Annotated in this window: 9 protein-coding genes; 4 read left to right on the plus strand and 5 right to left on the minus strand. The window is 73.6% G+C overall.

Annotated elements, in window-relative coordinates; genetic code table 11:
- Window positions 1-53: 53 nt before the first annotated feature.
- The 4 genes from ACGFNV_RS10095 to ACGFNV_RS10110 all read right to left on the minus strand — a co-directional run bounded on the left by ACGFNV_RS10095 (window position 54) and on the right by ACGFNV_RS10110 (window position 4,995).
- Entirely contained in the window at window positions 54-1,217 is a 1,164-nt protein-coding gene (locus ACGFNV_RS10095) for a VWA domain-containing protein (protein ID WP_393621011.1), read from the minus strand.
- Window positions 1,214-1,369: a hypothetical protein gene (locus ACGFNV_RS10100; protein WP_166662300.1), complete on the minus strand. Its 156-nt coding sequence runs from the start codon at window positions 1,367-1,369 to the stop codon at window positions 1,214-1,216. The genes ACGFNV_RS10095 and ACGFNV_RS10100 overlap by 4 nt, the downstream gene beginning before the upstream one ends.
- A complete protein-coding gene (locus ACGFNV_RS10105; RefSeq protein WP_393621013.1) occupies window positions 1,366-3,750 on the minus strand; it encodes a DUF5682 family protein in 2,385 nt (794 codons plus the stop codon). The genes ACGFNV_RS10100 and ACGFNV_RS10105 overlap by 4 nt, the downstream gene beginning before the upstream one ends.
- Window positions 3,751-3,864: 114 nt before the next feature.
- A complete protein-coding gene (locus ACGFNV_RS10110; RefSeq protein ID WP_393621015.1) occupies window positions 3,865-4,995 on the minus strand; it encodes an AAA family ATPase in 1,131 nt (376 codons plus the stop codon).
- A 145-nt stretch (window positions 4,996-5,140) separates the two neighbouring features.
- Between ACGFNV_RS10110 and ACGFNV_RS10115 the strand changes: the two genes are divergently transcribed.
- On the plus strand, window positions 5,141-6,499 hold the full coding sequence (locus ACGFNV_RS10115; RefSeq protein WP_393621017.1) for an SWIM zinc finger domain-containing protein: 1,359 nt from the start codon (window positions 5,141-5,143) through the stop codon (window positions 6,497-6,499).
- A 49-nt stretch (window positions 6,500-6,548) separates the two neighbouring features.
- The gene (locus tag ACGFNV_RS10120; protein WP_393621019.1) at window positions 6,549-8,153 is read left to right on the plus strand and encodes a DUF5691 domain-containing protein; all 1,605 of its coding nucleotides are present in this window, start codon (window positions 6,549-6,551) and stop codon (window positions 8,151-8,153) included.
- A 370-nt stretch (window positions 8,154-8,523) separates the two neighbouring features.
- Here ACGFNV_RS10120 and ACGFNV_RS10125 read toward each other — a convergent pair whose 3' ends face one another.
- Window positions 8,524-8,940 (minus strand): cobalamin B12-binding domain-containing protein, encoded by a 417-nt coding sequence (locus ACGFNV_RS10125; RefSeq protein ID WP_133927567.1) that lies wholly within the window; start codon window positions 8,938-8,940, stop codon window positions 8,524-8,526.
- A 332-nt stretch (window positions 8,941-9,272) separates the two neighbouring features.
- On the opposite strand from ACGFNV_RS10125, the gene ACGFNV_RS10130 reads away from it, so the two are divergent.
- The gene (locus ACGFNV_RS10130; protein WP_393621021.1) at window positions 9,273-10,145 is read left to right on the plus strand and encodes a lipase family alpha/beta hydrolase; all 873 of its coding nucleotides are present in this window, start codon (window positions 9,273-9,275) and stop codon (window positions 10,143-10,145) included.
- A gap of 233 nt (window positions 10,146-10,378) precedes the next feature.
- Window positions 10,379-12,007, plus strand: a complete 1,629-nt coding sequence (locus ACGFNV_RS10135) for a peptidoglycan DD-metalloendopeptidase family protein (RefSeq protein WP_393621023.1) — start codon at window positions 10,379-10,381, stop codon at window positions 12,005-12,007.
- Window positions 12,008-12,057: the final 50 nt, after the last annotated feature.

The raw sequence follows: 12,057 nt of genomic DNA on the forward strand, positions 1-12,057 counted from the left end.
TGGGTAGGCATGTCCGGATTTCGATGGCCGAATTCGGTCGACAAATCGTCAGGTCACGCCGTGTCCGGGACGGGCAGCGGCCGTTTCTCGATCGCCGCGGCCATCACCTCCGGGAAGAGGTCGGGCGTACAGGCGAACGCCGGTGCGCCGAGCGCCGCGAGCGCCGCCGCGTGCTCCCGGTCGTAGGCGGGAGCCCCCTCGTCGGACAGCGCGAGCAGCGCCACGAACTGCACCCCCGACGCCTTCATCGCCGCGACCCGCTTCAGCATCTCGTCGCGTATCCCGCCCTCGTAGAGGTCGCTGATGAGCACGACCACCGTGTCCGCGGGCCGGGTGATCTGCGACTGGCAGTACGCGAGGGCCCGGTTGATGTCGGTGCCGCCGCCCAGCTGGGTGCCGAAGAGGACGTCGACGGGGTCGTCGAGCTGGTCGGTGAGGTCGACCACCGCCGTGTCGAAGACGACGAGCCGTGTGTCGATCGACCGCATGGACGCGAGCACCGCCCCGAACACGGACGCGTACACGACCGACGCCGCCATCGACCCCGACTGGTCGATGCAGAGGACGACCTCCTTCTTCACGGACCGCGACGCCCGCCCGTAACCGACGAGCCGCTCCGGCACGACCGTCCGGTACTCCGGCAGGTAGTGCTTGAGGTTGGCCGCGATCGTGCGGTTCCAGTCGATGTCGTGGTGGCGCGGCCGGCTGACGCGGGCGCTGCGGTCGAGGGCGCCGGTGAGGGTGGCCCGGGTGCGGGTGGCGAGCCGCTTCTCCAGGTCGTCGACGACCTTGCGCACGACGGCCCGTGCCGTCTCCTTCGTCGTCTCCGGCATCGCCTTGTTGAGCGAGAGCAGGGTGCCGACGAGGTGCACGTCGGCCTCCACCGCCTGCAGCATCTCGGGCTCCAGCAGCAGCGTGGACAGCCCGAGCCGGTCGATCGCGTCGCGCTGCATGACCTGGACGACGGAGGAGGGGAAGTACGTCCGGATGTCCCCGAGCCAACGGGCCACGGACGGCGCCGACGCCCCCAGCCCCGCCGAACGGTCCTTTCCGGACTGCGGTCTGTCGCCCTTTCCGTAGAGCGCGGTGAGCGCTCCGTCCATCCCGGCGTCCCGTCCGGCGAGCGCACACCCGGTGCCGTCCGCCGCGTCGCCCCCGAGCACCAGCCGCCATCGGCGCAGCCGCTCCTGTGCCGGATCCATGGGTTCGACCGTCATCCGCGCACCTCCGTGCGACGCCGGTCCCACAACGGGACCACCGTCACCGTCGTCGTCGGGCGGTCCTCCGCGCGGAGCCCGCGCCCGTCCCGGCCGGCCGCCACCACCTGGCCATGGGCCTCCCCCGGCTGCACCAGTGCTTCGGTCGTCATCCCGCCACCCCCGCAAGGTTGTTGTCTTCGGCTTGTTCGCGGTCACCGTCGAGTCCCAGCAGCGACCGCACCACGGGCAGGACGGCATCCGCGCGGTCGGCGTCGAGTTCCGGTGCGAAGCCGGGTATGCCGGCGGCCGCCCCCACCGCACTCCCCCGCTCCCCCGGCCCCCGCCGGACCAGCTCGCCCAAGGTCCGGCGCACCCCGGGCTCGTACGCCGAGAACGTCCGCCGCAGCAGCGGCAGTACGTCCGTGAACGCCTCCGCCGGCACGCCCGTCAGCCAGGCGTCGACCAGTCCGAGGAGCCGTTCGTCGTGCACGAGCAGCATCCCGCCCCCGGACCCGCCCCCGACGAACCCCTCGATCCACGCGGCCGCGTCCCCCGGCGCCGCCCCCGGAGACAACGCCAGCCCCATGAGCCGCGCCGCTTCTTCCTGCCCCAGCCCTTCGTCGTCCAGCAACAGCCGTACGGCCCGCCCGCGTACGACCCCGGGCACGCTGTCCCGCCCGGACAACACCCGCAGCACGGCCCGCCACCGGCCGCGCAGGTCGCTCTGGTGCGGCGCGGAGGTGTCACCGAGCAGCCCCACCGCCGTGTGGACCGCGTCCACATGGCCCCGCGTCTCCTCCGCCGCGTCGGCGTCCAGCGCGGCGCAGGCCGGGGGGAGGCCGACGAAGACGCGCTCGGCGAGGCCCTCGGCGACCTCGCCCAGCGCGCCGGTGTCCGTGCCGCGTACGTCGCCGTAGCGCAGGGAGCGGACGAGGGCCGGCAGGGCCTGGGCGAGGTGACCGACGTCGGTGTCGAGCGCCGCGCGGTCGGCGAGGGCCTGCATCACGGCGGGCAACGCGCCGGACAGGCCGGCCAGCAGACACTGCTCGGCGAGCGCGGTGACCTCGGCGAGGCCCCGCGCGGCCACGGCGTCCGCCTCCGCCTTGGCGGTCGCGGCGGCCGGCACCGTCGTCCCCCACACACCCGCCTCGGCGACCCGCACGGACAACTCCGGCTCCCAGCGCAACCGCCAGGTCTCCCGGAACGTACCCGTGCTGCCGCGCGAGACGACCGGCTCCCCCCAGCCCACACCCAGCAGCCGCAGCCGGTGCAGCAGCCTGCTGCGCTCGGCGTCGGTCTCCTTGCGCAGGTCGAGCTCCACCTCCCGCTCCCGCGCCTCCGGTTTGAGCCGCAGCCGCCGCTGGAGCCGGTCGAGGTCACGCTGCAACGGCACCGCAGGCGCCGTCCGCGGCACTTCTCCCAGCACGTCCCCCACGACCAGCCGGTCCCGCACCAGCGCCAACGGCACGTCCGAGCCCTCGCACATCACCGCACGTACCGCGTCGGTCGTCTCGCTCAGTCCGGCCAGCGGGCGGCCACGCATCGTCGCGAGCGTCTCCGCCAGCCGCACCGCCTCGATGACGTGCGCCGAGGACACGATCCGGTCCTCCGCCCGCAACAGCCCCGCCACCCTGGTCATCCACCGCTCGACAGGCCGGTCCGGGGCGGCGAACAGATGCCCGTACCAGCCGGGCGAGTCGATGCCCGCGCCGTACCCGCTGAACCGCGACAGCCTGCGGTACGTCCACGGCACCCACGTCATGTCCGCCTTGACCTTGGGCAGCCCCTTCAGCAGGGCCCGGTCCGCGGCGACGGCGACCTTCCGCCGCAGCGCGGGCACGTGCCAGGCCCCGCACACCACGGCCACCGCGTCCCCGAACTCGCGCCGCGCCGCCCGCACCTGGAGCCGCATGTACGCCTCCCGCACGAGGTCCCGGTCGTGTCCCCCGCTGCCGTAGGCCTCCCGCAGCGCCCCCATGGCCTCCTCCAGGACCACGAACGGCGCGAACGCGTCGCGCTCCCCCGCCGCCGCCCGGTGCTCGACGACGTCCTCCCACCACCGCTCGGCGTCGTCGTAACCGGCGGCATCGGCGAGGGCGGCGAGTGGATCGACACGAACATCGACACGTACGTCGTCAAGAACAGGGACGCCCTCGCCCGAGTCGGCCTCCTCCTCCGCTCCCCTCTCCCACGCCAACGTGTGCGTGGCCGGCAGGTCGATGAACCGTGCCGGAACCCCCTGCTCCAGCGCCCAGCGGATCGCGACCCATTCCGGGGAGAACTCGGCCATCGGCCAGAAGGCGGAGCGGCCGGGCTCGTCGACGGCGTGGGCGAGGAGGGCGACCGGTGGCCGCATGTCCTCCTCGGCGGCCAGCGGGATGAGCGCGTCGGCCTCGGGAGGGCCCTCGATCAGCACCACGCGTGGCCGCGCCGCCTCCAGCGCACCCCGCACCGCCCGCGCGGACCCCGGCCCGTGATGCCGCACCCCGAGCAGCAACGGCCCTGCCTCGAAGCCCGCACCCCGGTCCCCCTCAACTCCCGCCGTCGCCATACCGTCCCCCTCCCCTCCGGAGCCAACTCGAGTCGTCACCACCGTTGCCGCCCCCGTCGCCGCCCTCGCGGCTGCCGTTGCTCAGCTCCCCGCTCACCGCACGCCCCCCGTGGTTCACGCGCTCACCTCCCGGCAGGCCCGGTAGAAGTCCTTCCAGCCGTCGCGTTCGCGCACGACCGCCTCCAGGTACTCCTGCCAGACGACGCGGTCGGCCGCCGGATCCCGTACGACGGCGCCGAGGATGCCCGCGGCCACGTCGCCGGCCCGCAGCACGCCGTCGCCGAAGTGGGCCGCGAGGGCGAGGCCGTTGGTCACGACGGAGATGGCCTCCGCCGTCGACAGGGTGCCGCTGGGCGACTTCAGCTTCGTACGGCCGTCGGCGGTGACCCCGTCGCGCAGTTCGCGGAAGACGGTCACGACGCGGCGGATCTCGTCGACGCCGTCGGGCGCGGCCGGCAGGTCGAGGGAGCGGCCGATCTGGTCGACGCGGCGCGAGACGATGTCCACCTCGGCCTCGACGCTATCCGGCAGCGGCAGGACCACCGTGTTGAAGCGGCGGCGCAGGGCGCTGGACAGGTCGTTGACGCCGCGGTCGCGGTCGTTGGCCGTGGCGATCAGATTGAAGCCACGGACGGCCTGCACCTCCTGGTTCAGCTCCGGTATCGGCAGCGTCTTCTCGGAGAGGATCGTGATGAGCGTGTCCTGCACGTCGGCCGGGATGCGGGTCAACTCCTCGACGCGCACCGTCATCCCCTCCGCCATGGCCCGCATGACCGGGCTGGGGACGAGGGCGCCACGGCTCGGTCCGTGCGCGAGCAGCTGCGCGTAGTTCCAGCCGTAGCGGATGGCCTCCTCCGGGGTTCCGGCCGTGCCCTGCACCAGCAGGGTCGAGTCGCCGCTGACTGCCGCCGCCAGGTGCTCGGACACCCAGGTCTTCGCGGTGCCGGGCACGCCGAGCAGGAGCAGGGCGCGGTCGGTGGCGAGCGTGGTGACGGCGACCTCGACGAGGCGGCGCGGACCCACGTACTTCGGTGTGATCACCGTGCCGTCCGTCAGGGTGCCGCCGAGGAGATAGGTGGCGACCGCCCACGGCGACAGCTTCCAGCGGGCCGGGCGCGGCCGGTCGTCCTGGGCGGCGAGCGCGGCGAGTTCACCGGCGAAGGCGTCCTCGGCGTGCGGGCGCAACGCCTCGGTCGGCTGCTTCTCACTCGGTTCCACGAACGTCGGGTCGACGGACACAGACATGGCTGAGGCCCCCTCCAGCTCGGCCGGTTCGGATCTGGTGTCCACCGTGCACCACGCCACTGACAATGCTTTGCGACCTGCGGAAACGCCTCGCGGTGGACGCTCACGGGGTCGATTGTCAGTGGGGGGATCTACCTTCGATGGCATGACTCAGCAGGGGGTGCGCTGGAGTGCGGACCAGGTGCTGGCACTCGCGCCTGACACCGCGTCACGCAAAGCGGGCAGCAAACTCGGCGCGGCCGGGCCGTGGTCGGAGACGGGCAGTTCTGCCGAGGGGGCGGTGTGGGGGCTGTGCAAGGGCAGCGGCAGCAGGCCGTACCAGACGGTCGTGGATCTCGGGGACGTGTCCGGTCCCGCGTACGACTGCAGTTGTCCGAGCCGCAAGTTCCCGTGCAAGCACGCGCTCGGACTGCTGCTGCTCTGGTCGGGCGCGGAGGGGGCGGTGCCTCGAGGGCGGCAGGCGCCGGACTGGGCCGAGCCGTGGCTCGCGGGGCGGCGCAGGCGCGCGGAGGAACAGCGGGCGGCCGGCCCGGAGGGCTCCGCGTCCGGCTCCGCCGACCCCGAGGCGGCGCGGCGCAGGGCGGAGCGCCGGGCCGAGCGGGTCACCGCCGGGGCGACGGAGCTGGAGCAGCGCCTGGCGGACCTGCTGCGCGGCGGGCTCGCCTCGGCGGAGCAGGCAGGGTACGGGCTGTGGGAGGAGACGGCGGCCCGCATGGTCGACGCGCAGGCGCCGGGACTCGCCGCACGCGTGCGGGAGCTGGGCGCGATCCCGTCCTCCGGGCCCGGCTGGCCGGTGCGTCTGCTGGAGGAGTGCGCGCTGCTGCATCTCCTCGACCAGGGCTGGCTGCGCCGCGAGCGACTCCCCGCCGGTCTCGCGGCGACGGTCCGTTCCCGCGTCGGCCTGCCGACCACGGCGGACGGCCCGCCGGTGCGCGACCGCTGGCTGGTCCTCGCGCAGTACGACACGGGGGACGCGAAGCTGACCACCCGCCGCGTCTGGCTCCACGGCGCCGAGTCGCACCGCACGGTCCTGCTCCTCTCTTACGGCGCCGCCGGCCGGGCTCCCGAGCTGACGTTGCCGGTCGGGCTGGTCCTGGAGGCGGAGGTGTCCGCGTATCCGGGCGCGGGCCGGCGGCGTGCGGCCCTGGGCGAGAGGTTCGCGGCGCCCGCGCCGACCGCGCTGCGGCCCCCGGGGGTGACGACGGCTCAGGCGGCCGCCCGCTACGGGGAGGCCCTGCGCGCCGACCCGTGGCTGGACTCGGTCCCGGTGACGTTGGACCGGGTCATACCGGCCCCGGACGGCGACTCGTGGCAACTGGCGGACGCCGACGCGGACTCGGCCCTCCCCCTCACGCCCGCCGCGTGCTCCCGACCCGGCCTGTGGCGCCTGGTCGCCCTCTCGGGCGGCGCCCCGGTGAAGGTCTTCGGCGAGTGCGGCCACCGCGGCTTCACTCCCCTGACGGCCTGGCCGGAGGGGGCGGGAGAGGCGGTACGGCTGTGCTGAAGAGCGTTCGACCGACTCCAGTCCCGCAGAGCACCCGAGGGTGGTCCTCATGAACACGACTTCCACGTCCTCCACCTGGGAGAACCTCGTCACCGCCGCCCTGCTCGGCACAGACCGGCGCACACCCCCGGGCCTCGGGCCGGGGCGGGAGGCGCCGGTGGCGTTGCTGGACGCGGCGGCCGTGGAGACCGTACGGCGGCGGGCCGGGCTGCGGCCCGCGCGGGCGGCGCGGCGCCCGGAGCCCGCTCCGGAGGACCCGCGCCCGGCGCTGCCGGACGCGGCGGTCCGCAGGCTCGCGATGCTGCTGGCCGACCGTTCCGCCACGGCCGGTGCCGGCCGCAGAGGGGCGGCACCGGACCTCATGGAGCTGTTGCCCCAGTGGCTCGCGGCGGCGAACACCCAGGGTTACGCGGCGCCCCCGCACGCGCTGCCCGCGCTGCTGGACGCGGCCCGGGGGCGTACGGACCTGCGGCCCGCGGCGCTGACGTTCGCGGGGCCGCGCGCGCTGTGGCTCGCCCGGCTCAACCCGGACTGGCGGTTCGCCCTGCGCGCCACGCCGGGCGGGGGCGCGGCGCTGCCGGGACCGGAGGAGACCGCGCGGGTGCGACAGCTGTGGCAGGAGGGCCTGTTCGCGGAGCGGGTCGGGCTCCTCGCGGCGATACGGGCGCGCGAGCCGGCGGCCGCGCGGGAGCTGCTCGCGGCGACGTGGTCGACGGAGCGGGCGGAGGACCGGCTGATGTTCCTCGACTCGCTGCGCACGGGTCTCGGCCCCGAGGACGAGCCGTTCCTGGAGCAGGCCCTGTCCGACCGCAGCCGCAACGTACGGGCGACGGCGGCGGAGTTGCTGTCGGCGCTGCCCGACTCGGCGCTCGCCGCGCGCATGGCGGACCGGGCGGGGGCCTGCGTGGCCGTCGACCACACGCGTGACGCGCCGACGATCAGCGTGGAGGCACCGCACGAGTGCGACGCGGGTATGGAGCGTGACGGCGTCGTGGCCAAGGCGCCCGCGGGCCGGGGGGAACGGTCCTGGTGGCTGGGGCAGGTGGTGGAGGCGGCCCCGCTCGGCACCTGGCCGGGGCGGCTGGGCGGGCGTACGGCCCGGGAGATCGTGGCGCTGCCTGTGGCGGACGACTGGCAGAGCGAACTGCACGCGGCGTGGTGCCGGGCGGCGGTGCGGCAGCGGGACGCCGAGTGGTCGCGGGCGCTCCTCGGGGTGCCCGCCGCGCCCGAGGCCGGCGGTCCCGGGGCGGTGTCGCTGGCCGAGCGGGCCAAGCTGCTCGGCGCGCTGGACGCCGACGAGCGGGCCGAGTGGGTCGCCGGGTTCATCGGGACCCACGGTCTGTCCGAGGCGTTTCAGCTGCTCGGGGTGTGTGCGGTCCCGTGGGCGGCGCCGCTGGGGCGGGCCGTGGTGGACGCGCTCAACATCGCGCGGGACGCGGGGAGTTATCCCTGGAGCTTCAGCGGGGTGATGGGACTGGCCGAGCGCTGCCTCGACCCGTCCGAGGCCGGCCGCCTCGACGGCCTGCTCGCGATACCGGACGAGCCGGAGGACGCCTCGCCCGGAGCCGGGGGCTACTGGGCGGAGGCCTTCCAACGCCTGGTCACAACGCTGCGCCTGCGCGCGGCGATGACGGAGGAGCTGAAACCGGCGTAAACCTCGAGTCCTTCACCCCGGCCCACCGACACACCCGGCGGCCGCCCGCCGACCACCCGGACCGCCCAGCCAGCCGCCCCGCCAACCGCCTGGGTCCAGTGCCGATCACCGGGCCACCGACGCACCCCGGCGCACGGTCGGTCGCCCGACCACCGACGCACCCAGCCGCCCGACCACCGACGCACCCAGCCGCCCGGCCCGCCAACCGCCTGGGTCCAGTGTCGGTCACCCGACCCGCCGAGGCGCCCCCAGCCGACCACCAAGCACCTCGACCCACGGCCGGTCACCCGGCCTGCCGAGGCTCCCCGGGCTCACCCCAGTCACCGGCCCACCGACAGTGGACCCCAGCCCACCCCACGCCGCGACGGCCCTACGCCTCCGCGGGCTGTCGCACGTTCGCGCGTACCCAGTCCACGATGGACTGGGTCGTCGCGCCGGGTGTGAAGATCTCGGCGACGCCCTTCTCCTTCAGCGGGGGGATGTCCGCCTCGGGGATGATCCCGCCGCCGAAGACGAGGATGTCCTCCGCGTCGCGCTCCTTGAGCAGGTCGATCACCGCGGCGAAGAGCGTGTTGTGGGCGCCGGAGAGGATGGACAGGCCGATCGCGTCGGCGTCCTCCTGGATCGCGGTGTCCACGATCTGCTCGGGGGTCTGATGGAGCCCGGTGTAGATGACCTCCATACCGGCGTCGCGCAGCGCCCGCGCGATCACCTTGGCCCCGCGATCGTGGCCGTCGAGCCCCGGCTTGGCCACCACCACGCGGATCGGACCGGCTGCCACACCCATCACTGCCTCCATGAAGCGACTACATCCATCCGTACCGATACATCCATGTGTACCGAGTCATGGGTACCGACAACTACGGCACACGCCACGCGTGCCGCTACAGCTCGCCTGTACCGCACATTCCTCCGCCCACTGCACCGGATGAGCCGCTGCGGAAGTGAACGAACGTTATCTCCAGCATCCCGCAACCGGCAGTTTCACGGTGGATAGGGAGGGGGAAATCACACGATGGGACAAACGTTCACGATGCACCGTTCCCCAGGGACCGGCGCAAAGGCCGAGAGCACCCGGGGGACAGGGCCGTCCTCCGGTGTGTCGACAGGAGGTCGGCCATGAAGGTCACCAAGGCGCTGACACCCTTTCTCCCCCTGTGTCAGCGACTCCTGCCGACCAGGCTGGCAGGGCTCTCCGCGGCGCTGCTGAAGGCGACCGCCCTGGAGATCGCGATCCTGACGGGCCACCTCCTCCTCTATCCCTCCGGCATCTTCCAGGAACGCCGGGGCGACACCGTCCCCCCTCCCCCCTCTCCGGACGCGGCACGGCTCCCGACCGAGGCCAAGCCGCCGGTCGTCCTGCTGCACGGCTTCATCGACAACCGCTCCGTCTTCGTCCTGCTGCGGCGCAACCTCGCCCAGCACGGCAGGCAGCAGATCGAGTCGCTCAACTACTCGCCGCTGACCTGCGACATCCGTACCGCCGCCGAGCTGCTCGGCCGGCACATAGACGAGATCTGCGCCCGCACGGGCAGCGAGCGGGTCGACATCGTGGGGCACAGCCTCGGCGGCCTGATCGCCCGCTACTACGTCCAGCGGCTCGGCGGCGACCTGCGGGTGCGCACCCTGGTCACCCTCGGCACGCCGCACGCGGGCACCCGGGTGGCGCCCCTGGCGAACGCGCACCCCATCGTGCGCCAGATGCGCCCCGGTTCGGAGGTCCTGGAGGAGCTGAGCCGCCCGGCGCCCGGCTGCCGTACGCGGTTCGTCAGCTTCTGGAGCGACCTCGACCACGTGATGGACCCGCTGGAGACCGCCTGCATCGACCACGCCGACCTGCTCGCGGAGAACGTGCGTGTCACCGGAGTGGGCCATCTCGCCCTGCCCGTGCACCCGGCGGTGGCGACCGGCATACGCCAGGCCCTCGACTCCCCGGACACCGCGCGAACGGAAGTGCCGGCCGCCCGTGCCGGCGGTCTGACCGTGGCGTGAGAACCGCGCGACGAGCCCCCGTCACAGCCGACTCACAGCGCCCCGACAGCCGTCCGATATCGAACAGTCATCGAACACAAGGCCAAACCCGCGCCCGCAGTTCCCCGAAACACGGCCGAATGCCCCTTTCCCCCGGGCACGAAACCTGACGAAGATTGTCGTGCCCGCGTACCGCCGGGTACAGTCGCCGCACTGCTCTGGCAGCCCCTGTCGTCGAGGCGAAAGAGAAGTTGGTGAACGATCGTCACCCGTCGGGGGCCATGGCCTCCCCGACTCCGGCCTCGGACGCCGCCTCGGCGCACTACGCGTCGCACGGCGGACAGGAGGCCCAGTACGGCGACTTCACCACGTACGGCGGCTACGACGCCAGCGGTTTTCACACCGGCGGCCACGACACCACCACCTTCGCCACGGACCCCCTCTTCGGCGACCTGCCCGGCGAGACCCACAACTCCGGCTCGTACGACGCCGCGCAGTGGTCCACGGGCAGCCATCACACGCTGAACCAGGACCCGTACGCGGCCCAGCACCACGCCGCCTACGACACCGGTGCGTACGAGACCGCCGCCTGGCCCACGGACCCGCAGCGGCTCTCCGTGATCCCGTCGCAGGCCACGGCCCCCGACACCAGCGGCCAGTGGGACGCGAGTGCCTGGCTCCAGCCCGACCGGTCCGGCGGCCCCTCCGACCAGACCCAGCACTGGGAGTGGGGCACCCAGACCTTCGACACCGGCGCCTACGACGCCACCCAGTGGAACTCCGACGGGAGCGCCACCCCCACCACCGGTGAGTACGAGCACCACACGCCCTTCGAGCCGCAGCAGGCCTCGTACGAAGGGCAGCACGCCTCGTACGAAGAACAGCAGCCTTCGTTCGACGAGCAGCAGCCTTCGTTCGACGAGCAGCAGTCGTCCTACGACGAGCAGTCATTCGACGAACAGCCCGTGCCCTTCGACCAGATGGCGACCGCGACCTTCGAGCACGTCTCCTTCGACGAGCCCGCCCCGCGCGACGGCGACCTGGCCGCGACCGGCGAACTGCCCGCCGTCACCCCGCTCCTCGACGACCAGGAAGAGGTCGTCCCTCTCCCCGGCTCACGCGCGGCGGCCCGCGGGAACCGCTCCCGCCGCCGACCGCCCGCGAAGCGCTCCGCGCTGATGACCATCGCCGTGCCCTCGGCCTGTGTGATGGGCGTCGCCGGGATCGCCGCCGCGTCGGTCGGGGCCCTGGCCGACGACGGCAAGGAGACCACCACCGCCTCCGCCGCGGACGTGCAGACGAAGGCGGTGAAACCGTCCACCGCCAACAACAAGCTGGACGACCAGCTCAAGAGCCTGAGCGCCGGGGCGGACGACTTCGCCGACCGGGCCAGCCGCACGCAGGAACGCATCGACCTCAAGGCGCAGCAGGAGGCCGAGCAGAAGAAGGCGGCCGCGGAGGCGGCCCGCAAGGAGCGGCTGCGCCCGAAGTACGCGCTGCCGGTCGCGCAGCACGGACTCAGCGCCTACTACGGCCAGGCCGGCATCAACTGGATGTCCGTCCACACCGGCATCGACTTCCCCGTCTCGTACGGCACGAGCGTGCTGGCCGCGACCGACGGCACCGTGCGGACGCAGTACAACGTCGCCTACGGCAACATGCTGATCCTGACGGCGAAGGACGGCACGGAGACGTGGTACTGCCACCTCTCCAGCTACCGGGTCCCCGCCGGTACGGAGGTGAAGGCCGGCGAGCCCATCGCGTACTCCGGCAACTCCGGCAACTCGACCGGGCCTCACCTGCACTTCGAGGTGCGCCCGGGCGGAGGTTCGCCGGTCGACCCGCTCCCGTGGCTGCGCAGCCACGGGCTGGACCCCACGTAAAACGTTCTTGCGCGCCGGTAAGTACCCTGCGAGCCCCCGCCCTTCGGCGG

Origin of the sequence: Streptomyces sp. NPDC048751, assembly GCF_043198595.1 — a bacterium.
In the GTDB taxonomy this organism is placed as follows: domain Bacteria; phylum Actinomycetota; class Actinomycetes; order Streptomycetales; family Streptomycetaceae; genus Streptomyces.